The following is a 22,293-nucleotide window of genomic DNA, read 5'->3' as shown; positions in this document are numbered from 1 at the left end:
GGGGCAGAGCGTGCCTGCAGCATCCCCCGTTGCGGCCCGGCTGTCTGTGCGCCACGGGCCGGCGGGATCAGCGGCTGGCGGAGCAGGGGAAAACGGGACCCGCTCCTGGCGGGCTGGGCGGGTGGTCTGCGGGGCAGCCGGCGGCAGTGGGTCTGGTGTGGGCCGCTGGGCCAGGCCAAGCCTCAGACAGCGGGGCGGTGGCTCAGGGCGCTGCGGTCAGTTCGGCGCAACAGGCCGCGAACGCCGCCGCCGGATCGGCTGCTGCCGTGATCGGCCGGCCGATCACCAGCTGGCTGGCACCAGCGGCGATCGCCTGGGCCGGCGTGAGCACGCGGGCCTGGTCGCCCGTGGCGGCGCCGGCGGGGCGGATGCCCGGGGTCACCAGGGCGAAGGGCAGTGGATGCCGCGCGCGTAGCTCGGCCACCTCCAGCGGTGAGCACACGGCACCGCGCAGCCCGGCGGCAGCCGCCAGGGCCGCCAGGTGGCTCACGTGGGCGGCCATCGCCACTGGAACCTGCAGTTCGGCGGCGAAGCGGTCGGCCTCCCAGCTGGTGAGCACAGTGACCGCCAGCAGGGTGGGCGGAGCCATGCCCTGGGCAGCAGCACCCTGCTCCGCCGCCGCCTGGGCCGCCGCCAGAGCCCGGCGACCGGCGCTGGCATGCACGGTGATCAGCTCGGCACCCAGAGCGGCGGCGCTGTGGCAGGCGCCAGCCATGGTGGCGGGGATGTCGTGGAACTTCAGATCCAGAAACAGGCGCAGGCCACACCGGCGCAGCTCGCGCACCACCTCCGGCCCGGCGGCGGTGAACAGCTCCAGGCCCACCTTCACCCAGCGCAGCTCCGGAATCGAGGCGGCCAATGCAAGGGCGCTGCCGGCATCGGGCCGGTCAAGGGCCACGATGATCCGCTCTGCAGGATCGGCCAACGCCGTGGTGCCCACCGTGGTTCGCACTGTGGTGGCCATCAGGGCACCAGCCGCCGGAAGGTCTTCTTGCCGAGCTGCAGCACCTTGCCGTCCAGCTCCGCCGGGCTGCTGAATTCCAGGTTGGGATCGCTCAGCTTCTCGCCATCCAGCTTCACGCCGCCCCCCTGGATCTGGCGCCGTCCTTCACTGCTGCTGGCGCAGACCCCGATGGCACTGAGCAGGAAAAAGGCCTTGGCGGGAAAGTTCACCGACGCCAGTGACGCCTCCAGCACCTCGACAGCCTCGGCACGGGGCGAGCCGCCTGCTTCACCATCGAGCCCGGGGTTCCGCCCTGCCCCCACTCCCACCAGTCCGGCGGCATCGGCCTGGGCCTGCAACGCCGCCTGCTGGCCATGGCGTGTGGCGGTCACCTCCAGGGCCATCGCCTTCTGGCGCTCCCGCGGATTGGCCGGCAGCGCCTCGAGCTCGAGATCCGTGAGCAGGGTGAGGTAGGCGTTCACCGCGGCGTCGGGCACCTTCTCCAGCTTTGAATACATCGAGAGCGGGTCGTCCTGGAGCCCCACGGTGTTGCCCAGGCTCTTGCTCATCTTCTGCACACCATCGAGCCCCGGCAGGATCGGCAGCAGCAGGCCGAACTGGGGCGGCTGGCCGAAGTGGCGCTGCAGATCGCGGCCCATGGCCACATTGAACTTCTGATCTGTGCCGCCCAGCTCCAGGTCGGAGCGCACCGCCACTGAGTCATAGCCCTGCAGCAGCGGGTACAGGAACTCATGCAGGGCGATCGGCGTGCCGCCGCCATAGCGCTTGGAGAAGTCGTCCTTGGCGAGCATCTGTCCCACGGTGCTGGTACCCAGCAGCTCGATCACCTGTGGCAGATCCAGGGCCGCCAACCACTCGCTGTTGCGGCGCACCTCCAGCCGGCCGGGGGTTTCGAAGTCGAGCAGGGCGCGCTGCCGCGGCTGTCCCTGGCCCAGCTGCTCCAGATAGGTGGTGGCATGGGCGGCCACTGCCTCGGCGCTGAGCTGCACGCGGGTGGCGCTCTTGCCGGTGGGATCACCGATGCGGGCGGTGAAGTCGCCGATGATCAGCACGGCGGTGTGGCCAGCGTCCTGGAAGGCCCGCAGCTTGCGGAACAGCAGGCTGTGCCCCAGATGGATGTCGGAGCCGGTGGGATCGATGCCGAGCTTGATGCGCAGCGGCCTGTCCTCCCGCTCGGCTTCCGCCAGGCGCGCGGCCAGGGAGGTGGCGCTGCCGGCCAACGGACCCGCCTCGTGCGGAAAGAGATCCGCCAGGCCCCGGCTCAGCCATGCCGGCACGTCCGGCCACACCTGCGCCTGCCCCATCCGTTCACCCCACCCGTGCCACGACCCGTCGCGGCGGATCGTAGGCAGGCGTCAGCAGGACGAGCTCAGCTCGCTCTTCATGCGCTCGAGCGTGAGATGCATCTGGCTGAACATCTGCTCAGGCGTCATGCCGAACTGGCCCAGCTGCGTGCGCAGCTGCTCGACCGTGAGCTTGGCCTGGAAATCCTCAGAGAGCTCGAAGCGCTTCATGAACACCCGGTAGCGGTCCATCAGCTCCTCCATCCGCTCGATGAAGAGCTTCTTGCCCTCGCGGTCGAACTTGCCGTAGTCGGAGCCCAGCTGGGTGAGCTGCTGGTAATCGGTGAACAGGCGCCGGGCTTCGTCCTGCACGATCTCGGATTCAAAGAAGCCCATCAAGCTGCCGAACACAGAGCGATCGGAACGATTCTGCGGCGCCTGCCTGTCTGCCGGTGAGTACGGATTGACGTATCGACCGCCCCCTGCCGCTAACTTCGGCCCAGTCCGTCGTGGCTGAAGGGGGCCGCCATGGCCAGAGGGCACTGGTTGGATCCACTGGCGCGCCGCCTGCTGATCGCCACGGGGCAGATTGCGCCGCCACCACCACCGCTTCGTCGTGAGCCGGCGTCATCGAACGCCGCAACAGATACGGCCGGGGCCGGTGGCGGCCCTGAGCCTGTCGGGGCCGACGTGGCCGTGGAACGGGAGCTGCTGGCCTTGAAGCTGAAGCAGAACCCTGGCCTGCGGCTGCGGGATGCCGCCCAGGTGCGCCACGCCGCCGCCCTGGGCTGGCGGTTGGATGTGAACCGCGCCACCCCCGCCGACTGGCTGCGGCTGCCCGGCTGTGAGCCGCACCAGGTGGATCTGCTCTTGCGTCTGCAGGCCGGCGGTGTGCAGCTCAGCGGTGAGGACGACCTGCAACGGTTGCTGGGCCTCAGCGACGCCCAGCTGCAGTGCTGGCTGCCGCTGCTGGAGTTCCGCTGGTATGGGGAGCCCGCGCCGCTGCGGCCGGTGCCGCTGGATGTGAACCGCTGCAGCGTCGAACAGCTGCAGGCGCGGCTGCTGCTTGATCCCCCGCGTTGCCAGCGGCTGGTGCGCGAACGGGGGCGGGGGCCCTTTCAGGATCTCGCCGATCTGCAGCAACGGCTGCAACTGCCCCCCCACCTGGTGGAGGCCCTGATCGGCAAGGTGAGTTTCGGCCGGGGGCCGGTGGGGCCGGATCTGCCACGGCCGACACCGGCGCCACAGCGGCAGCGGCCCTGAGCATGGGCCTGCCGCGCCAGGGCCAGCTCGACCTGTTCGGCGCCGGGCCGGCGTCCGCCGCCGGCGACCACGTTCCCACGGCTCTGCCGTTGGCGCGCCATCAACTGCTGCGCTGGCAGCAGGGCCTGGCCGACTTTCAGCGTCCCCTGCACGGCAGCGGGGCCGGTGTGGCGCAGCGCTCGCTGTTCGGAGCCGGCGGGACCGATGCCGCCGCCGCGCAGGCTGCCGTCTTCGATCCACTGGCGCTGGCACCGCTCAACCTGCAGTTCTGGCGCTGGCCCGAGCCGCCGCAGCAGGGGGCGGCTCTGTATGTGGTGATGGACCGCCAACCCCAGCTGGAGCACCCCCTGCTGCTGTACGTGGGCGAAACCGGCTGCGCCGATCGTCGCTGGAAAGGCGACCACGACTGCAAGACCTACCTGGCGGCCTACGACGAAGCCCTGCGCCGCTGCGGGCTCGCCAGCGGGCTGAGCATCCGCTTCTGCAGCGACGTCCCCGGGGCAGTCAGGCCGCGCCGGGCCCTGGAGCAGGCGCTGATCCGCCGTTGGCAGCCCCCTTTCAACAAGGAAACGCGGCAGCGCTGGGCCACCCCCTTCACCGCCGATCCGGCCTGAGCGCCAGCGGGGAGTCCGGGGCGGCATGGCTACGATCGCGCCTCCAAGGTTGACGCTCCATGGAGTTCCGCACCAGCCCCACCGCCTTCACGCAGTGGGAAGGCGACACCCTGGCGGTGGGAGTGCTGCAGGGGGATCCCGCCGGTTGGCTGCCGCTCCTGTCAGCACGCTTCAGCCTCGACCTGCCCGCGCTGCTGGAGAAGCGACGCTTCAAGAGCAAACCCGGCGACTGCCTGGCCCTGCATCTGCCCGCCCACACCCCCAGCCTGCTGGTGCTGGTGGGGCTGGGGGAGGCTGGCAGCCTCGACGGCGCCGCCCTGCGCAGCGCCGCAGCCGTCAGCGCCAAGGCCGCCGCCGCCGCCGGGGGCGCGCTGGGACTGCTCCTTCCCATCGAGGGCCTTGATCCCGCCGCGGCCGCCACGGCCATCGCCGAAGCGGTGCGGCTGAGCCTCTACAAGGATCAACGCTTCAAGAGCGAGGCAGAGCCCCAGCCGCTGCCGGAGCGCGTCACCCTGCTGGGCCTGCCGGAAGCGGCCGTTGCTGGCCTGAGCGCCGTGGCCGCCACCTGCGCCGGTGTGGAGCTGGCCCGCGAGCTGGTGGCCGCCCCGCCCAATGCGGTCACCCCCCAGGCCCTGGCCGACACCGCCGCCAGCATCGCCACCGACTTCGGCCTGGAGCTGAAGGTGCTGGAGCGCGACGACTGCGAAGCGCTCGGCATGGGGGCCTACCTGGGCGTGGCACAGGGCTCGGATCTGCCGCCGAAGTTCATCCACCTCACCTATCGCCCCGCCGGGGGCTCCAGCCGACGGCTGGTGTTGATCGGCAAGGGGCTCACGTTCGATTCGGGCGGCTACAACCTCAAAACCGCCGGCTCCCAGATCGAGATGATGAAGTACGACATGGGCGGCAGCGCGGCGGTGCTGGGTGCGGCGCGGGCCATCGCCGAGCTCAAGCCGGCGGATGTGGAGGTGCACGTGATCGTGGCCGCCTGCGAAAACATGATCAGCGGCAACGCCATCCACCCCGGCGACATCCTCACCGCCTCCAACGGCAAGACCATCGAAATCAACAACACCGATGCCGAAGGGCGGCTCACCCTGGCCGATGCCCTGGTGTACGCCTGCAACCTCGAACCGGATGCGGTGGTGGATCTGGCCACGCTCACCGGTGCCTGCGTGATCGCCCTGGGCGAGGAGATCGCCGGACTCTGGTCCGTCAGCGACACGCTGGCGGCGGCCCTGGTGGACGCCGGTCAGCAGGGCGGCGAGCTGTTCTGGCGCATGCCGCTGCATGCCGCCTACAAGCAGGGCCTGAAAAGCCCGGTGGCGGACCTCAAGAACACCGGGCCACGGCCGGGAGGGTCGATCACGGCGGCCCTGTTCCTCAAGGATTTCGTCACGCCCGATCTCCCCTGGGCCCATCTCGACATCGCCGGCACCGTGTGGAGCGACAAGGGCCGGGGGCTCGACCCCGCCGGTGCCACCGGCTTCGGCGTGCGCACCCTGGTGAACTGGGTGTGCCTCGGGGGCCCGGCTTAGGGTTGACCACTGACGCCGCTCGCCGACGCCATGGCCGCCAAGAAGATCCGCTGGTACATCCGCGCGCAACTGGGCGTGCTGCTGTTGCCGCTGGGCCTCTGCCTGGTGGGTGAAGCGATCAGCCGGCGCACGGTGCAGCAGGTGGCGCTACTGGTGAAAGCGCCGGCCACCGGCCCCTGGTTCTGGTACGGCGCCCTGGGGCTGATCTGTGTGACCGCGGGTGTGGGCCTGATGGTGGAGAGCGGCCTGTTGAGCGGCTACCCCCGCCAGGCCCGGTAGACCTGCCTGTCTGTTCATCAGGTCAGAGGCGGAGCGGCCATACAGAGGTTGAACAGCACGGACTGAGCAGCACGACGCAGGCGGTGTGTCCATGAACCCAACCCTGGGAGCCCTTTGAGGACTGGTCCGAACGGGTGCAGCATCGTTTCGGCGCGGAGCTGTTCCGGTTGCTCCCCTGCCAAGATCCGCTGGATCGCTGCAGTGCTGGAAGCTCGTGGTGGTGGCGCCTCAGGCGGCCGCCACCGGCGCCACGCCGCCCAGCAGAATGGCTGGGGACTCCAACTCGTGGATCTGCCAGCGGGCCCGGTCGCCGAAGCTCATCAAGAGGCGGTCGAGATCGTCGACCGCCTGTTTCGGGCTTTCGTAGGGGCCGATGTGGCGGGTGGCCAGGCCGTCCTTGATCGTCAGCAGATACATACAGGCACCGACATGTCGCCTGCAGTCAACGTAAGCAGGCGGCCCGCTTCTGGGAAGGGCTGAAACCCCCACCGGGGTGTCAGGGGGAACGCCAGGGCGTGCCGCTGCGGGCGGCCTTGCCCCAACGCTCGTCGAGGCGCCGGTCACGGCCGCACGACCAGCGGTAATAGGAGTACTTCGCCTTGTTGCGTTCCGCGTAATTCTGGTGATAGCTCTCGGCGGGCCAGAAGCGCTGCAGCGGCCGCACCGGCACCCGCAGCTCAGCGGGCTTGCGCTTCAGTTCGCGGGCGGCCGCGGCCTGGCTGGCACGGGCCTGCTGTTCCTGACGGGCACCGCGCACGAAGATGGCCGGCTGATACGACGAGCCGCGATCGCAGAACTGGCCGCCCCCATCCAGCGGATCCACGTTGCGCCAGAAGGAGCGCAGCAGCGCCGGATAGCTGATCCGGTCGGCGTCGAAGCGCACCAGCACGGCTTCGAGGTGCCCAGTGCCACCGGCCGACACCTGTTTGTAGGTGGGGTTGGCCTGGGCACCGCCGCTGTAGCCGCTCACCGCATCGAGCACACCGGGGAGCTGCTCGAGGTCGTGCTCCAGGCACCAGAAGCAGCCACCGGCGAACACCGCCTCCTCCACCGCCGCCTGCGCGGGCGGAACGGCGGCGATCAGCAGGGTGACCACCAGCAGCAGCGGTGCCAGCCAGTGGTGCCAGGGGCGCTGCAGCGGGCTCCGCGAGGGCGGGGGGGAAGGGAGCGGGTTCATGCCGGTTCAGGAACGCTGCGGGCGGTGGCGGCGCCGTGGGTGGCCGCCGCAGCGATCTGATCCAGGATGGCCGCCGCCGCTCTGCGTGTGACGCCCGGCTCGCCCAGGATGCCGCGCAGGCGGCTGTAGCCGTCCAGCATCCGCTGCCGCTCGGGGCCCTGCTCCAGCAGCGGCAAGGCCTCCGCCACGATCGTGTCGGCGGTGAGGTCGTTCTGCAGCAGTTCCGGCAGCAGCCGTTCCCCCAGCAGGAGGTTCACCGGGGAGATGTGGGGCACGTTGAAGCCCAGCAGCCGCTTGGCGATGAAGGCGGTGGGCCGGCTGAGTCGGTAGCCCACCACCTGGGGGACCCCCCGCAGCGCCATCTCCAGGTTCACCGTTCCCGACTTGGTGAAGGCCAGGGTGGCGGCGGCACACAGGGTGGGCTTGAGCGCGTCGCAGCGGGCGGCCGGCACCACGGTGGCCTCCACGCCCGCAGCCGCCAGGCGGCTGGCCAGGGGTTGCTCGAAGCTGGGCAGGCCGGCCGGAACGATCACCTTGAGGCTGGGGCGCAACTGCTGCAGCCTTGCTGCGGCGGCGGCCAGGGGCGGCAGCAGGTAGCGCAACTCCTGGGGCCGGGAGGCCGGCATCAGCAGCAGCAGGGGCTGGTCCGGGGTGAGACCCAGCTCGCGCCTGGCCTCGGCCGGATCGGGCTGTTCGGTGAGCGTGTCCACCAGCGGATGGCCCACCCAGGTGACGTCCGCGCCGCGGGCGGCGTAGAAGCTGGCTTCCTGGGGAAAGATGGCCAGGATCCGGTCGGTGAAGCCGATCAGGCGCGTGGTGCCGCCATCGCCGAAGCGGAAGGCCCACTCCTGCGGCGCGATGTAGTAGGTGATCGGCACCCAGGGGTAGTCGCGGCGGATGCGCAGGCCCAGATTCACATTGGCGCCCATGTAATCGATCAGCACCAGCCCATCGGGCGGCGACTGGCGCAGCCATTGGCCCACCTTGCGCTGCAGGCGCAGGGTGGGGAGCACCAGGGGCAGGGCTTCCCAGAGTCCGATCGCCCCCATCGGCGCCGTGTTGGCGATCAGCCGGGCGCCGGCACGCTCCATCCGCTCGCCGCCCAAGGCCACGATCTCCAGCGGCAGGTGGCGGCGTTCCGCCTCCGCATGCAGCGCCTGGATCAACAGCCCCCCCTGCAGATCACCCGACACCTCGCCGGTGCTGATCAGCAACCGCGCCATCAGCGCTGCGGCGGCAATGGGCCGCGGCGCCCGGGCGCAATCGAGGCCTCGAGGAAGCTGCACAGCTCCTCGGCTGCCGGCAGCAGGTGCTGCTGACGCAATTGCCGCAGCGCCTCCATCAGCACCTCATCGCCGCGGTAGAGGCGGTCCCACACCTCCCGCAACTGGCGCAGCTCGGCGCCGTCCTCGCGGTCGGCAAGGCCGCTGCGGCGCAGGCCGATGCGGTTGAGGCCCCGTAGCCGGCCCGGGTGCCCTTCCACGATCGCGAAGGGGGGTACGTCGCGATCGATGCGGCTCATGCCACCCACCATCGCCAGCTTGCCGATGTGCACGAACTGGTGGATGCCCAGCACGCCACCGATCACGGCCCGATCACCGATCACCACATGGCCGGCGATCGCCACCCCATTCGCCACCACGATCCGGTCGCCCAGTTCGCAGTTGTGGCCCACGTGGCTGTAAGCCATCAACAGGTTGCCGCTGCCGATGCGGGTCTGCTCGCCGGCGGCGGTGGCCCGATTGATCGTGACGCATTCACGAAACGCGTTGTCGTCCCCGATCACTACCTCGGTGTCAGCGCCGTTGTACTTGAGATCCTGGGGCTCGAGGCCGATGCAGGCTCCCGGAAACACCCGGTTGCGCGCGCCCATCGTGACCCGGCCATCGATCACCACGTGTGGGCCGATGGTGCTGCCCGCACCGATCTGGACATCGGGACCGATCACGGCGAACGGGCCGATCGCCACCCCTTCGGCCAGCCGGGCGCGGGGATCCACCAGAGCACTGGGATGGATCTTGGTCGTCACGGCGGAGCTCGTCATTCCCTCAGTCCACCAAAGAGAACATGAGTTCCCCTGAACACACCAGGTCTCCATCGACGGTGACGGTCCCCTTCACTTTGCCGAAGCGCTTGCGTTTGAGGGCGATCAGCTCGCAGGTGATCCGCAACTGATCACCCGGCACCACCGGACGTCGGAAGCGCACACCATCGATGCCGGCGAACACGAACAGCCCCTTGGGAAGTTCAGGCATCTGGCTGATGATCAGCCCCCCCACCTGGGCCATCGCTTCAACGATCAGCACACCGGGCATCAGTGGGCGGCCGGGGAAATGCCCCTGGAACTGGGGCTCGTTGAGGGTGACGTTCTTGATCGCCACGGCGCGCACGCCCATCTCCTGCTCGATCACCCGATCGACGAGGGCGAAGGGGTAGCGATGCGGCAGCAGGTTGAGAATCTGCTCGCTCGTCAGCAGCGAGGTCTCGGGGGGAGAGAAGACGGACAAGGGAGCGTCAGGCAGTTCGGGGGAGGGAGGCCAGGGCGCCCGCCAGTGCCGTGTGCAGGCCGTGGGACCCGCGGAAGGCGAACACCTGGGCCATGGGCAAGCCCACCAGCGCCAGATCCCCCAGCAAGTCCAAGAGCTTATGGCGCACTGGTTCATCGCTGAAGCGCAGCGGAGGGTTCACCCAGCCCTCGCCATCGCAGACCAGGGCGTTGTCAAGGGCGCCTCCCTGGATCAGTCCGGCGGCGCGCAACTGTTCGATCTGCTCGAGGAAGCCGAAGGTGCGGGCGGGGGCGATCTCGGCCACGAACCGCGGTGGGGTGAGTTCAAGAGTGAACAATTGCTGGCCGATGGCCGCCTGGGGATAGGCCACAGCGGCGCTGAGGCGCGGCTGCTCGCTGGGCAGGGCCACAGCGAAGCTCACGCCCTGCTGGACGGTGAGCGGTGCTGCCAGGGTCTGCAGCGGCTCCCGCTCGCCGATCTCGTGCAGGCCCGCCGTCGCAATCGCCTCCACCCAGGGCAGGCCGGAGCCATCGAGTAGCGGGATTTCTTCCCCCTCAACCAGGATGTCCACGTGACTCAGTCCCGTGCCCACCAGCGCTGCCAGTAGGTGTTCCACGGTGGCCAGGCGGCCCTGATCGAAGCGCAGCGCCGTGCATAGACGTGTGTCGGCCACCTGGCGGGGGTGGAGAGGCACTGGAGGTTGGCTGGGCTGATCCAGCCAGCCCACCGCGAACCCCGGGCGCTCGGTGGGCTCCAGGCGCACCCGTGCCACCGCACCACTGTGCAGGCCCACACCGGTGATCTCGACCGGGGAAGCCAGCGTCCAGGCACGGGCATAGTCCGCCGGCCACGGGCTCATCAGAACTTCCAGCCCACGCCGAGGTTGAAACGCCACTCGCCGGTGAAATCACGGCTGGCAACCTCCAGGCGCAGGGGCCCCACCGGTGTGGTCACGATCAGGCCGGTGCCCACCGAGAAGCCACTGCCGGGTTTGCCCAGCAGCCCACCGGGGTTGCCCGGCACGTTCGCCTGGGTACCGAAGGTGGTGCCGCCATCGATGAACAGCTCACCACTCACCACGCTGAACAGCGGGAAGCGGTACTCGATCGTGGCTTCACCAAAGCTGCGCCCCACCCCGAGGTCACAGTCGAAAAAGCCCCGCACCGAATTGGAGCCGCCCAGGCAGAAGGCTTCATAAGGGGGCAGCGAACCGATCGTGGAACCGGCGGAAACCTGGAAGGCCAGAGCCTGCTTGCAGTCGAAGGGCTCACCTGGACGGGGTCGGCAACCCTTGTAGAACCTCAGCCAGTTGACCGGGATGAAGTGGGAGTAGCTGCCCCGGACCCGGTTGAAGGTGGGGGAATCGGGGCCCACCGATACGAACTGTTCGGTGCTCAGAGAGAGAAAGTTGCCGTCGGTTGGGTTACGGGGATCGTTGAGGGTGTTGCGAGTGGCGGCGAAGCGGATACCCACCAGCTGGTTGGTGGTGGCACAGTTGAAGGCGATGCAGATGACGTCTTCGGTGGGGGCACTGCGGCCGTTGAAGTTGTTGGTACTCACGCCGAAAGGCATGGACGTACCGCCGAAGTTGATCGGCCGCACCTCCTGGACGCTGGCACCCACCACGACGCTCCAGGTGGCCCGCTTGAAGGGATCGCCGCCGTTGAGCGGACGGGCGAACTGGAAGTTGCCGCCGATGCGCTGCAACACCACCGAGTTGCCGTCAAAGTCGAACCAGCTCGTCTCGGGGAAGGCGTTCTCAGCGGAATCCACCGAGTTGAAGCTGCGGTCGGCGGGGTTATTGGAATCGTTGATGTTGAAGGCCACATCGGTGCCCGGCGCCTTGTAGAAGTCGGAGGCGGTGTTGATGTTGCCGCCGTCCTGCGACTGGAAGATCTGGGGCACGTCGCGGCTGACAAACAGTCGGGCGCGAAACGCGGTGCGGAACCGGTCGCCCTTGATCCAGGGATCGGTGAAGGAGAGATCGGTGAGGGCGCCGAACTGGCCGTAGGTGAAGTTCAGCGCCAGGTCCCAGGCACGGCCAAGCAGGTTGCTGTCCTGCAACTGCACCTGACCGAACACCCCCTGGCTCTGGCTGTAGCCGAGGCCGCCGGAGAGTGAACCGGTGGACTGCTCCACGATCCCGAGCACGATCACCACTTCGCCGGGCTGGGCCGGCACCGGCCGCAGGGTCACCTTGATGTCACCGAACAGGCCGGTGCCATAGAGGCGTTTGATGTCGTCTTCCAGCTGGCGGCGGTTGAAGATCTCGCCCTGCTCGATCGAGATCTCCCGGGTTATCACCCATGGCTTGGTCTTGCCACGGATCGGCTCGTTCTTGTCGTTGGTGGCGGAACCCTCCTTGTTGAGGAACTGCACCTCCACGCCCTGCACGGTGCCTTCCCGCACCGTGAGCTCCACCACGCCCTCGGGGCTGACGCGGTTGGGGCCGGTGATCCGGGCCAGGGAGTAGCCCTGGTCGGCGTACCACTTCTGGAGCTCGTCGATGCGGCCCTTGAGCACATTGAGATTCAGGGTCTTGCCGTAATCGGGGGCGAAGGTCTCCTGAATCACCTGAGGCGGCAGCTTGGCCTTGGGCGTGTCCAGCGCCACCTGGGAGAGCACGGGGTTGGCCGTGGTGATCACCACCACCTGCACGCCCAGGGGGCCGTCCTTGGGCTGGATGCGCACATCGGAGAACCAGCCGCTGGCATAGATGGCCGACAGGTCGGTCTGCAGCTCAGAGCGGGTGACCCGGCTGCCGGGACGCACCGTCATGGCGTCGTAGACGGCGAGTTCAAGCCGCTCCCGCTCCGGGTGGCCGTCCAGGCCCTCCACCACCACCTCGCTGATCAATACGCGCGGTTCGCTGGGGGAGGCTGGCGGAGCAATCTCCGCCGCCGGGGCCGGGGCCGGAGTGGTAGAGGGAGCCTCGGCGGGTGCGGGCTGGGCGGCAGGGTCGGGGCTGGCCGGGGCTCCGGAGGCCGGTGGGGTGGCCTGAGCCTTGAGAACACCGGACGGAGCCTGCGGGATCCCGGCCGTCGGTGCCAGAGCACCAGAGGTGGTTGCAGTTCTGGAAGTGGCCGGTGATGTGGCAGCAGCTGCAGCACCAGCAACCGGCTTGGCTTCAGTGCTGGCCGGTGCCAGCAAGGTGGCGCCGCCCAGCAGCGGCAGACTCAGGGCGAGGGCCACGGAGTTGGGCCGGCGCGCCAATACGGAGAGGAGATCGCCGGTGAGGGCGTTGCGGGGGACACCCATGGTTCTCCGGAAGAAGGCGGACGGGCCGCAAATTGGCGTGACCTTACCCGTAGACCCGGGGGGAAGGGCAAACCCCTTGGACCCGTTTGAGGACCTCCCCATAGGCCTCGATCACGCCGCCGAGGTCCTGGCGGAAGCGGTCCTTGTCCAGAATCCGGTCGCTGGCGTCCTCAGTGGCGAGGTCCCAGAGCCGGCAGGTGTCCGGGCTGATCTCATCGGCCACCACCAGCTGCTGGTCTGCCGTGAAGCCAAGCTCCAGCTTGAAATCCACCAGTTCGAGTCCTACGCCGGCGAACAACGGGCGGAGCACACCATTCACCCGGTGGGCGAGGGCCTCCAGATCGGCGCGCTGCTGCGCCGTGACCAGCGCCAGCCTCGCCAGCCGTGCCTCGCTCAGAAACGGATCGCCGTAGGCATCGTCCTTGTAATAAAGATCCAGCAGCGGTGGCTCCAGGGGGGTACCGGGCGCGATCGGCATCTCCCGGCAGAGGGAACCGGCCGCGCGGTTTCGGATCACCACCTCCAGGGGAATCACCGCCACGGGCCGCACCAGCATCCAGGAGCTGCCCTCCACACCCAGGTAGTGGGTGGGAACGCCGGCGGCCTCGAGCGCTTCGAACAGCAGCGCGGAGATGCGGCAGTTGAGGGCGCCCTTCCCCTGCAGCTGCGCTTTCTTCAGCGCATTGAAGGCAGTGGCGTCGTCCTTGTAGTCCACCGCCACCAGGTCGGGGTCCTGGGTGGCGAACACCCGCTTGGCCTTGCCCTCATACAGGAGCGCACCGATCGAAAAGGCCGTCATGGCAGGAGGGAGTTGGGTGGTGGGGTAGGGCCGGGTGCGGCTGCGGGGCTGGCGTGCCCACCGGCGGCCCGGGGGGAGCGCAGCTCACGTTCAAGAGCAGCGGCGCGTTGCTTCGCCTCGGGATTGGCGCGCTCCAGCAACCATTCGCCATAGGCGTCGTCGATGCGACGGGCGAGCCTCAGGCGCCGGTCGGCGGCCGCGCGCGGATCGGCACCGGCTGCGCGCTGCACGAACTGCTGTAGATCCAGCAGCTGCGCCGCCAGCCCCCAGGCCCCATCCGCAGCCGCCTGGTTGAGGGCCAGCTCCAGCAGGGCATTGCGCTCAGCCAGCGGCACCGCCACCAGCAAGATCACCGCCCGCTCCAGCCGCTCGGCCGCCACCGTGCCGGGCAGCCGTCCGGCCAGCAGCACCTCCGCCGCTTCCCGCGAGCGGCCCAGCACCTCCAGGTGGCCGGCGAGCACATCAAGGGCCGAGCGGGTGTCGAGACTGCCGTCTTCGCGCAGCCGCAGGGGCAGGGGCATTGTTTCCAGCTGGGCGACGCGGCCCGCCGCCAGCCGCCGCAGCGCCTCGGCGGCCCGGCGGTGATCGAGGGCGGCGTTGGCGGCGCGCCACTGCTGCACCAGCCACTGCTCCCGCTCGCGGCCCTGCCCGGGGCCGTAACGGTCGAGCACGGTGAGCGCCGACTCTGGTGCCAGGCAGCTGATCAGGGCATTGGCATTGACCAGGATCACGGCGAAGGGCTGGGGCGCCGGGCGCATGGTCACCAGGCGCTCACGCAGCAGCCGCAGCCGGTCGCTGCGATCGAACCGGGCGGAGTCCTGACAGGCCCGCTCGAGGGCCGCGAAATCCTCGGAGCGCAGCGCAGCATCGAAGTCCTCGTCGGGCATTCCCGGCAGTACCCCAGGCCCCGGGACCGCAGGCGTCACCGGGGCCTGGGGCGTGGCCAGTTCTGAAGCCATCGGCGGAGCCTGGGCCGCCGGGGCAGCAGACCCGGGCTGGCGCTGGGCTGGGAGCGCAGTCTGAGCCTGGATGGGAACGTGGCCGGCGATGACCAACCCGGCCATCAGCAGCAGGGCAAGCCTTCGGCGGGGACCCACCGGCATGTAAAGAGGAAGGGTCACGGCAGGCGGCCACCGGGCCACAACCTAAGGGAACCGCCCCCCATCACCCGCTCCGCTCCATGTCCGCACCCCTGACCGATGGCCTGCCGTCTCCACGCCGGGTGCTGGTGGTGGGGGCGGGGGGCCGGGAGAACGCCCTGGGCTGGGCCCTGCGGCGCTGCCGCGGCGTGGAACGGGTGTGGGTAGCCCCGGGCAACGGCGGCACCGCCGGACAGGAGGGCTGCGAGCCGCTGCCGATCGCCGAGAGCGATGGGCCTGGGCTGGTCGCCGCCTGCCTGGAGCGGCAGGTGGATCTGGTGGTGGTGGGCCCGGAAGCACCCCTGGCCGCTGGCCTCGCCGACGAGCTGCGCGCCGCCGGACTGGCGGTGTTCGGTCCAGGGGCAGGCGGCGCCCAACTGGAGGCCAGCAAGCAATGGGCGAAGGCGCTGATGCAGGAGGCCGGCGTGCCCACGGCGGGCTACTGGGCCGCCACCAGCCGCGAGCAGGCGCTGCAGGCCCTGGAGTCCCATGGCCGGCCCCTGGTGGTGAAGGCCGATGGGCTGGCGGCCGGCAAAGGGGTGACGGTGGCCGACAGCCTTGAGGAGGCCCGTGCCGCGATCGAGGAGATCTTTGCGGGGCGCTTCGGCAGTGCCGGCGACGCCCTGGTGCTGGAGGAGCGCCTGAGCGGACCGGAGGTGTCGGTGTTCGCGCTCACCGACGGGGAGCGCATGGTGCTGCTGCCTCCCGCTCAGGACCACAAGCGCATCGGCGAAGGGGACACCGGCGCAAACACGGGCGGCATGGGGGCCTATGCGCCGGCCCCCCTGCTGGACGCGGCCGGGCTCGAGCTGGTGCGTCAGCAGGTGCTGCTGCCGATCCTGGCCACCCTGCGGGGCCGGGGCATCGATTACCGCGGCGTGATCTACGCGGGCCTGATGCTCACCGACGACGGACCGAAGGTGATCGAATTCAACTGCCGCTTCGGCGATCCCGAGTGCCAGACGCTGATGCCCCTGCTGGGCGATGAACTGGCCGAGGTGCTGATGGCCTGTGCCAGCGGCCGCCTTGACGCCGCCCCGCCGCTCACGATCTCGGGCCGCTGCAGCGCCTGCGTCGTGGCTGCCGCCGCCGGCTACCCCGGCCCGGTGCGCAGCGGTGACGCGATCACCACCAGTCTTACGCCGGATCCGGATCTGCAGCTCTTCCATGCCGGTAGCCGGGCCGGCGCCGATGGTGTCTGCGTCACGGCAGGAGGTCGGGTGCTGGCGGTGGTGGCGCAGGCCGACGATTTCGATGCGGCCTTCGCCGCCGCTTACGGCGGCCTGGAGCAGGTGCACTTCGAAGGCCTCAGCTTCCGGCGTGACATCGGCCACCAGGTGCGCCGCCCCTAGGGTGCGTCTATCCGACGGTTCCGCGCGTGACCGCCGAGCTTCCGCCCTCTTCTGACCGGCCGGTGTCTGCCTCTCCAGCCTCCGCCCCGACCCCTCTGTCCCCTGCCCCCGCTCGCGGCGCCACCACTGGCGCGGCCGCCATGCCGCTCAGCTGGCAGCAGCGGCTCGGCCTGTGGTGGGCCGAATTCAGCCTGCAGACCAAGCTGCTGGCTGTGGCCACCCTGGTGGTGAGCCTGATGATGACCAGCATCACCTTCATCGCGCTCAACGGCATCCAACGCGATGCGCGTATGAGCGACACCCGCTTCGCCCGCGACCTGGGTCTGCTGCTGGCCGCGAACGTCACCCCGCTGGTGGCCGAAGCCAACGACCGCGAACTGGCGGCGGTGGCGGAGCGCTTCTGGCGCTCGAGCCGAAGCCTGCGTTACATCTTCTTCGCCGATCCCGATGGAGTGATCTACCTCGGCATCCCGATCGGCGGCAGCAACGGCAGCAGTGAACTGCTGCTCAGCCGCCGGCTTGAACTGCCCGCCGATCTGCAACGCCGTTCCCAGAATCCGCTGATCCGTCAGCACCTCAGCCCAGACGGCCAGGTCACCGATGTGTTCGTGCCGATGGTGAGCGAAGGGCGCTACCTCGGCGTGCTCGCGCTTGGTATCAATCCCAATGAAGCGGTGCTGGCCAGTGCGGCATTGACGCGGGAAGTCACTGTGGCGGTGTTCATCTCGATCTGGGTGCTGGTGATCCTCGGGGCAGTGTTCAACGCGCTCACGATCACCCGCCCGGTGAAGGAATTGCTGCGTGGCGTGCGGGCGATCGCCGGCGGTGATTTCCAGGCCCGCATCGCCCTGCCCGTGGGCGGCGAGCTGGGGGAACTGCTGAATGGTTTCAACGACATGGCCTCCCAGCTGGAGGTGTACGACGCCGCCAACATCGAGGAACTCACCGCCGCCCAGGTGAAACAGCAGACCCTGATCGCCAGCATGGCCGACGGCGCTGCCCTGCTCGATGGCGATGGTCAGATCGTGCTGGTGAATCCCACGGCCCGCCGCCTGTTCCGCTGGGAAGGCCGCAACCTGGAAGGCAGTGATCTCTGCAGCGAATTGCCAGATCTGCTGGCGATGGAACTGCAAGCCCCGCTTGATGGCTTGCTGGCCGGTGAGCGGGACAGCTGCGATGTGCGCTGCACGTTCGGCGAGCCGCCCCGCACCCTGCGCATCGTGCTGCAGAGCGTGCGTGATGCCAGCGGCGAAAGCCTGAAGGGGATTGCCATGACGATCCAGGACCTCACCCGGGAAGTGGAACTGAACGCCGCCCAGAGCCGCTTCATCAGCAATGTGTCGCATGAATTGCGCACGCCGCTGTTCAACATCAAGAGCTATGTGGAAACCCTCCACGACATGCGTGACCAGCTGAGTGAGGAGGAAACCCAGGAGTTCCTCGGCATCGCCAACGCTGAAACCGATCGTCTCACACGCCTCGTGAACGATGTTCTCGATCTGTCGAGGCTGGAATCCGACCGTACCTGGGTGCTGGAGCCGATTGAACTGCGCCCGGCGATCGAGCAGACCCTGCGCAATTACCGCCTCAATGCCGATGAGAAAGGGGTGACGCTGGCGATGGATGTGGATGCCCAGTTGCCCCGCGTACGTGGCAACTGGGACCTCCTGCTTCAGGTCTTCGACAACCTGGTGGGCAATGGGCTCAAGTTCACCCAACCGGGTGGCTGCCTGAGGCTGCGCGCCTATCCGTGGCCTGATTCCTGCCACATCGACCTCTCCATCCCCGTCCATGACAAAGACAGCCTCAGCTGTGGTCTGTCCTCACCCCTGCCGCGGCTGCGGGTGGAGATCGCCGACACGGGAGCCGGCATCTCCCGCGAAGACCAGGCCCGGATCTTCGATCGCTTCTACCGGGTCGAGAATGCCGTGCACACCGAAGTGGGAACGGGTCTGGGGCTATCGATCGTGAGAGGCATCATTGAAAAGCACGGTAGCCGCATCCACATGGTGAGCGAACTGGGCGTTGGCACCACCTTCTGGTTCGATCTACCCCTGGAGCAAGCCGACAGCGATGAACTGGCGATTGCAGGCGAGCGAAGTAACGCCGCCGCCGCCACGTCTACATTCAGTGCTGCGTTCTCACAGCCATCACCACCCGCTGCCAGCGCTGCCTGAGATCTGGCTCAGAACGGAGATCCCGATCAGAAAGCGTCATCCTCCACACCACGCACAATGCGGGAGAGTTCCACCCGTTCATCGGAGGTGACACGGTGGGGCACGCCGCTGATGATACGTTCGAAATTGGAGAAGGAATCGCGTATTTCTGGGCCGTTGCCTGTGATCACGAATTCACGGATCCCCTTGTCGTGCCAGGAGCCACGCATCTTGAACACGTTGATCGCGCGGGCCATCTCACCGCGGATCTCCACATACTGCAGCAGCAGAATCGTATCGGTGATCGTGGAGATGTGGGAATCCGTGATGGAGTGACTCCCCATGAATTCTTCGGAGGTGTTGGTGAAGAAGCCAGCAATCTCTTCCTGTTTCGCGTATCCCGTCACGCCGATCACAAACTGCCGGAAAGCGTTGTGGCTCACCCCACGGGAGAGGGCAGATAGCGAATCAATCGCCATTCTGGAGGGCTTGAACTCGGCAATCTCGGTTTTGATGATCTGGAGATGATCTTCCAGGCCGGTGGATTCTGGATAAGCACAGATGATCTTGAGCATGCCATCTTGCTCCATCTGCTCAAAGTCAATGCCCCAGCTGGTGGCATTGCGAAGCAATTGCGCCCTTGACTCTTCGTAGGCAAAGAGGATGGCCCGTTCTTTGTTTCTGTAGGCGTTTTCAATGAACTTGCTCACCAGCAGTGTCTTGCCAGTGCCGGTGGCACCGGTGGCGAGGATGATCGAATCCTTGAAGAAACCACCGCCACACATCTCATCGAGGCGCGGTACTCCCGAGCTCAGGCGCACATTTGAAGAACGCTGCGTGAGGCGCATCGCGCCCAGCGGGAAAATCGCTACACCCTGTGGCCCCATGGTGAAGGGGAACTCTCCTTTCATGTGGGTGGTTCCCCTCAGCTTGAGGATCTCCACCGTGCGGCGGCGGCGCTCCACATCCAGGACATTGCGCAGAATGATCACGTTGTCGGAGACAAACTCTTCGACGCCATATCTGGCGATCGGGCCGTACTCATCGATGCGTTCGGTGGTCATCACCGTGGTGACGCCGATTTCTTTGAGCCGGGCAATCAGGCGGAAAATCTCCCGACGCACCACCGACACAGCATCATATTGCTGGAAAACCGCCGTGATTGAATCGATGGCCACGCGCCGGGCCTTGTATTTTCTGATCGCATAGTTGATTCGCTCAATCAATCCCGAGAGATCGAAGCTTCCAGCCACATCCTGGCCATCGGGGTCCGGGGAAGCATCAAGGATGAACAACTTGCCTTGATCCACCAGCTCCTGCAGATTCCAACCAAAGCTGGAAGCATTGCGGATGATGTCCCGGGGCGATTCCTCAAAGGTAACGAAGATGCCTGGCTCATCAAAATGATGAATGCCGTTGTAGAGAAAGTGCAGCGAGAAAACGGTCTTGCCCGTGCCGGATGTGCCGCTGATCAGCGTGGAACGCCCAATCGGCAGGCCGCCCTGGCAGATGTCATCAAGGCCTTCCACCCCGGTCGGAAGCTTCTGAACCTGCATCTGCGAATGGGGATGGGAAGGAGAATCCGTCATGGCTGGTCTGGTGCCTGCATCAACCTAAGGCCCAGCTGAACAAAGCCCGGAAATTACTAGGAGGATCTACAGAATCTGGCCCGTGCCACCGGCATCATCAGCCTGGGGTTCAGGATTGAAGAGATCATTTTCGGTGAGCTCGTCGTAAAGCAAATCAAGGCCGATCAGCACCCGCTCCCGATCAGAGAGATCGCCGATGATGCGTCGCACCGGCGGTGGGAGGATCTTGGCGAGCGTGGGGGTGGCCAGAATCTTGTCGTCTTCGGCCAGCTGGGGATTCTTGAGCACATCAATCACCTTCAGGGCATACACCCCCTTGAACTCCTGCTCCAGAATGTTGCGCAGGGTCTTGAGGGCGCGCATGGAATTGGGAGTGTTCCCCGCCACATAGAGCTTGAGGATGTAGGTCTTGCGAATGCTCAAGGGTGCACCTCAGAAGGTTGGTTGGATCGAAGGTCCTGAAGCGTGGTGGCAGCGACGGCGCGCGGCCCTGGGGCCGGCTCGTTGACGGGCAGGGATCGACGGTACATCTCGCAGAGATGGGCCATCACGTCAAGGAGGGCCAGGCGGTAATCACGAAGAAAATCGTCTTTCTGTCCTTTGAGCTTGAGCAACTTCCAGAATTCGTCGATCAGATTTGCATGGATGGCCACGGTCTTGGTGATGGAGAGATCACTGAAAAATGCGGTGTTCACGAAGCTTTCCAATGCCTGATTCGCTGCGGCCTCGTCCTTGAAGTAGCTCACCAGCAGATCTCTGTACGTGCGCTCCAGGGAGAGAAACAACTCCTTCTGCTCCAGGGGAGGCAGATTGCGGAGAAACCGCGAAGGGTCCCTCTTATAGAAAACCCCCAGATAGCCAAGCCGCTCCTGCAGGCGGCTTGACAGCCTCCAGGAGCCATCGCCGCCGGGCTCGCTCGGTAGAGCCCCCTCCACGTTGCCACGTCGCAGGAAGCGGGAGATCGCCGCATCCAGGCTGTAGCTGAGCTGTTCCAGTTGGTCGGCGGGCAGATGCACCTCGGCATCGTGGTAATCCAGCTGCCCACTCACCGGGCCCACCACCACGGCGGGAAGCAGCAAACCCTGATGGCGTAACCCATCGAGTGCCTCAGGCAGGGCACCCTGTTCCAGCAGCACCGCGTCAAAGTTCTCCCAGCTCTCGGCCAGCAACGCGCAGGGGTCAGGGGCCAGGCCGAGCGCCACCACGTCGTAGCGCCCCTCCTGCAGCCACTGCCCGCAGGCAGCATCAAGGCCGGGATCGCGAATCAGCGAGGCGATCGTGAAGGCCGGCTGGGACATGCGGCGCGTGGAACCACGTTTGGGAGACCTTAAGGTTGACGGGCGGGGCTCTGGGAGTGGAGGATGGACACTTGTCCATTCTTCAGGATGTGCGCCAGGCCTGAATGCCGAGCCGTCCGGTGATCCCCAACAGGGTCGCTGGCCAGGAGCGGGCAGCCTGTCCACGCCTTCGCACCCATGAGCACCACCCCCGCCACCGGCGCCTCAGCGCCGAGCACAGACTCTCCAGCGCCGGGCGCCGGCACCTATGTGATCGCCGAGGCCTCAGGCCAGCAGTTCTGGCTCCAGCCGAACCGCTACTACGACCTTGACCGCATCGCGGCAGAGGTCGACGAGAGCGTCACCCTGGAGAACGTGCTGCTCGTGCGTGACGCCAGCGGCGCCACCACACTGGGCCACCCTTATGTGAGCGGTGTCACCGTTCAGCTCAAGGTGCTTGAGCATCGCCGCGGCCCCAAGATCATCGTCTACAAAATGCGGCCCAAGAAGAAAACCCGCCGCAAAAACGGCCACCGCCAGGAGCTCACCCGTGTGCGGGTCGAGTCGATCACCGTGGCGGGCAAGGCGCTCGCCTGATCCCGGCTCCACTTCCTCCTTCTTTCGCCCACCCTTCGTTTTCTCGACCCCATGGCCCACAAGAAAGGCACAGGCTCCACCCGCAACGGCCGCGATTCCAATTCCAAACGGCTGGGTGTCAAGCGCTATGGCGGTGAAACCGTGAGCGCCGGTTCGATCCTGATTCGTCAGCGCGGCACCTCCGTGCTGCCTGGCAACAACGTCGGCCGCGGCTCCGACGACACCCTCTTTGCCCTCATCGACGGCGTCGTGAACTTCGAGACCATCAAGCGCGGCCTCCGCAACCGCAAGCGCATCCACGTGGCCCTGGGCTGAACGCCAACGGCCCAACTTTCCTGAAAGCCACAGGACTGCAGCTCAAGACCGGGACTTGCTGTTTCTCCAGCCTCCCGGTCTTTTCGTTTGGGTGCGGGTGCCAGCCTGGTGCGTGCGCACACCCGGGTGCGACAGGATCTGGCTCCGCTGTGGTGTCTGGCTTCGCTCCGGGGTCAGCCTTTCGCC

23 protein-coding genes are annotated in these 22,293 nt (G+C 67.4%); 8 read left to right on the top strand and 15 right to left on the bottom strand.

What is annotated here, in order from left to right:
• Positions 1-202: 202 nt before the first annotated feature.
• From pyrF to ACWJI3_RS14110, 3 genes are read right to left on the bottom strand one after another with little or no spacing between them, the layout of a single operon-like run.
• Positions 203-964, bottom strand: a complete 762-nt coding sequence (pyrF, locus tag ACWJI3_RS14120) for an orotidine-5'-phosphate decarboxylase (protein ID WP_480203993.1) — start codon at positions 962-964, stop codon at positions 203-205.
• Positions 964-2,268 carry a tyrosine--tRNA ligase gene (gene tyrS, locus ACWJI3_RS14115; RefSeq protein ID WP_255101076.1) on the bottom strand — a complete coding sequence of 435 codons (1,305 nt, stop codon included), beginning with the start codon at positions 2,266-2,268 and terminating at the stop codon, positions 964-966. The genes pyrF and tyrS overlap by 1 nt, the downstream gene beginning before the upstream one ends.
• 51 nt (positions 2,269-2,319) lie before the next feature.
• A complete protein-coding gene (locus tag ACWJI3_RS14110) occupies positions 2,320-2,643 on the bottom strand; it encodes a DUF1825 family protein (protein WP_094512806.1) in 324 nt (107 codons plus the stop codon).
• 132 nt (positions 2,644-2,775) lie between these two features.
• On the opposite strand from ACWJI3_RS14110, the gene ACWJI3_RS14105 reads away from it, so the two are divergent.
• The 4 genes from ACWJI3_RS14105 to ACWJI3_RS14090 are packed head-to-tail and all read left to right on the top strand — an operon-like array spanning position 2,776 to position 5,941.
• Positions 2,776-3,510, top strand: a complete 735-nt coding sequence (locus tag ACWJI3_RS14105) for a ComEA family DNA-binding protein (protein ID WP_094512677.1) — start codon at positions 2,776-2,778, stop codon at positions 3,508-3,510.
• A gap of 2 nt (positions 3,511-3,512) precedes the next feature.
• The gene (locus ACWJI3_RS14100; RefSeq protein ID WP_233132940.1) at positions 3,513-4,124 is read left to right on the top strand and encodes a GIY-YIG nuclease family protein; all 612 of its coding nucleotides are present in this window, start codon (positions 3,513-3,515) and stop codon (positions 4,122-4,124) included.
• A 59-nt stretch (positions 4,125-4,183) separates the two neighbouring features.
• Positions 4,184-5,662 (top strand): leucyl aminopeptidase, encoded by a 1,479-nt coding sequence (locus tag ACWJI3_RS14095; protein WP_480203992.1) that lies wholly within the window; start codon positions 4,184-4,186, stop codon positions 5,660-5,662.
• 30 nt (positions 5,663-5,692) lie between these two features.
• Positions 5,693-5,941, top strand: a complete 249-nt coding sequence (locus ACWJI3_RS14090) for a hypothetical protein (protein WP_094512679.1) — start codon at positions 5,693-5,695, stop codon at positions 5,939-5,941.
• A gap of 228 nt (positions 5,942-6,169) precedes the next feature.
• On the opposite strand, the gene ACWJI3_RS14085 is transcribed toward ACWJI3_RS14090, so the two are convergent.
• From ACWJI3_RS14085 to ACWJI3_RS14045, 9 genes are all read right to left on the bottom strand, one after another.
• Positions 6,170-6,358, bottom strand: a complete 189-nt coding sequence (locus tag ACWJI3_RS14085) for a hypothetical protein (protein ID WP_480203991.1) — start codon at positions 6,356-6,358, stop codon at positions 6,170-6,172.
• 79 nt (positions 6,359-6,437) lie between these two features.
• On the bottom strand, positions 6,438-7,118 hold the full coding sequence (gene msrA, locus ACWJI3_RS14080) for a peptide-methionine (S)-S-oxide reductase MsrA (RefSeq protein WP_480203990.1): 681 nt from the start codon (positions 7,116-7,118) through the stop codon (positions 6,438-6,440).
• The gene (gene lpxB, locus ACWJI3_RS14075) at positions 7,115-8,341 is read right to left on the bottom strand and encodes a lipid-A-disaccharide synthase (RefSeq protein ID WP_094512682.1); all 1,227 of its coding nucleotides are present in this window, start codon (positions 8,339-8,341) and stop codon (positions 7,115-7,117) included. The genes msrA and lpxB overlap by 4 nt, the downstream gene beginning before the upstream one ends.
• Entirely contained in the window at positions 8,341-9,162 is an 822-nt protein-coding gene (gene lpxA / locus ACWJI3_RS14070) for an acyl-ACP--UDP-N-acetylglucosamine O-acyltransferase (protein WP_094512683.1), read from the bottom strand. Before lpxA ends, lpxB begins: the two co-directional genes overlap by 1 nt.
• Before the next feature lie 4 nt (positions 9,163-9,166).
• Positions 9,167-9,625, bottom strand: a complete 459-nt coding sequence (gene fabZ, locus ACWJI3_RS14065) for a 3-hydroxyacyl-ACP dehydratase FabZ (protein WP_233132941.1) — start codon at positions 9,623-9,625, stop codon at positions 9,167-9,169.
• 7 nt (positions 9,626-9,632) lie between these two features.
• The gene (gene lpxC / locus ACWJI3_RS14060) at positions 9,633-10,484 is read right to left on the bottom strand and encodes a UDP-3-O-acyl-N-acetylglucosamine deacetylase (protein WP_094512684.1); all 852 of its coding nucleotides are present in this window, start codon (positions 10,482-10,484) and stop codon (positions 9,633-9,635) included.
• Positions 10,484-12,883: a BamA/TamA family outer membrane protein gene (locus ACWJI3_RS14055; RefSeq protein ID WP_480203989.1), complete on the bottom strand. Its 2,400-nt coding sequence runs from the start codon at positions 12,881-12,883 to the stop codon at positions 10,484-10,486. The genes lpxC and ACWJI3_RS14055 overlap by 1 nt, the downstream gene beginning before the upstream one ends.
• Positions 12,884-12,926: 43 nt before the next feature.
• Positions 12,927-13,682: a phosphoribosylaminoimidazolesuccinocarboxamide synthase gene (gene purC / locus ACWJI3_RS14050; protein WP_255101083.1), complete on the bottom strand. Its 756-nt coding sequence runs from the start codon at positions 13,680-13,682 to the stop codon at positions 12,927-12,929.
• Positions 13,679-14,803 carry a hypothetical protein gene (locus ACWJI3_RS14045; RefSeq protein ID WP_480203988.1) on the bottom strand — a complete coding sequence of 375 codons (1,125 nt, stop codon included), beginning with the start codon at positions 14,801-14,803 and terminating at the stop codon, positions 13,679-13,681. The genes purC and ACWJI3_RS14045 overlap by 4 nt, the downstream gene beginning before the upstream one ends.
• A gap of 59 nt (positions 14,804-14,862) precedes the next feature.
• Here ACWJI3_RS14045 and purD point away from each other — a divergent pair, with 59 nt between their 5' ends.
• Together purD and nblS are read left to right on the top strand one after the other, a co-directional pair.
• A complete protein-coding gene (gene purD, locus ACWJI3_RS14040) occupies positions 14,863-16,173 on the top strand; it encodes a phosphoribosylamine--glycine ligase (RefSeq protein WP_255101085.1) in 1,311 nt (436 codons plus the stop codon).
• Between the two features lie 140 nt (positions 16,174-16,313).
• The gene (nblS, locus tag ACWJI3_RS14035; RefSeq protein ID WP_255101152.1) at positions 16,314-18,350 is read left to right on the top strand and encodes a two-component system sensor histidine kinase NblS; all 2,037 of its coding nucleotides are present in this window, start codon (positions 16,314-16,316) and stop codon (positions 18,348-18,350) included.
• 26 nt (positions 18,351-18,376) lie between these two features.
• On the opposite strand, the gene kaiC is transcribed toward nblS, so the two are convergent.
• The 3 genes from kaiC to ACWJI3_RS14020 all read right to left on the bottom strand — a co-directional run bounded on the left by kaiC (position 18,377) and on the right by ACWJI3_RS14020 (position 21,216).
• Entirely contained in the window at positions 18,377-19,918 is a 1,542-nt protein-coding gene (gene kaiC / locus ACWJI3_RS14030) for a circadian clock protein KaiC (protein WP_094512689.1), read from the bottom strand.
• A gap of 66 nt (positions 19,919-19,984) precedes the next feature.
• Positions 19,985-20,341 carry a circadian clock protein KaiB gene (gene kaiB, locus ACWJI3_RS14025; RefSeq protein ID WP_094512690.1) on the bottom strand — a complete coding sequence of 119 codons (357 nt, stop codon included), beginning with the start codon at positions 20,339-20,341 and terminating at the stop codon, positions 19,985-19,987.
• Positions 20,338-21,216: a circadian clock protein KaiA gene (locus ACWJI3_RS14020; RefSeq protein ID WP_259729815.1), complete on the bottom strand. Its 879-nt coding sequence runs from the start codon at positions 21,214-21,216 to the stop codon at positions 20,338-20,340. The genes kaiB and ACWJI3_RS14020 overlap by 4 nt, the downstream gene beginning before the upstream one ends.
• Positions 21,217-21,393: 177 nt before the next feature.
• Here ACWJI3_RS14020 and rplU point away from each other — a divergent pair, with 177 nt between their 5' ends.
• Positions 21,394-21,792 (top strand): 50S ribosomal protein L21, encoded by a 399-nt coding sequence (rplU, locus tag ACWJI3_RS14015; RefSeq protein WP_094512692.1) that lies wholly within the window; start codon positions 21,394-21,396, stop codon positions 21,790-21,792.
• A gap of 51 nt (positions 21,793-21,843) precedes the next feature.
• On the top strand, positions 21,844-22,107 hold the full coding sequence (rpmA, locus tag ACWJI3_RS14010) for a 50S ribosomal protein L27 (protein ID WP_094512693.1): 264 nt from the start codon (positions 21,844-21,846) through the stop codon (positions 22,105-22,107).
• The last annotated feature ends 186 nt before the right edge of the window (positions 22,108-22,293 follow it).

The organism is Marcopretia estuarina LEGE 06307, assembly GCF_056633115.1.
Note: the sequence above shows the minus strand (reverse complement) of the source record. Positions and strands in the feature narration are given on the sequence as shown.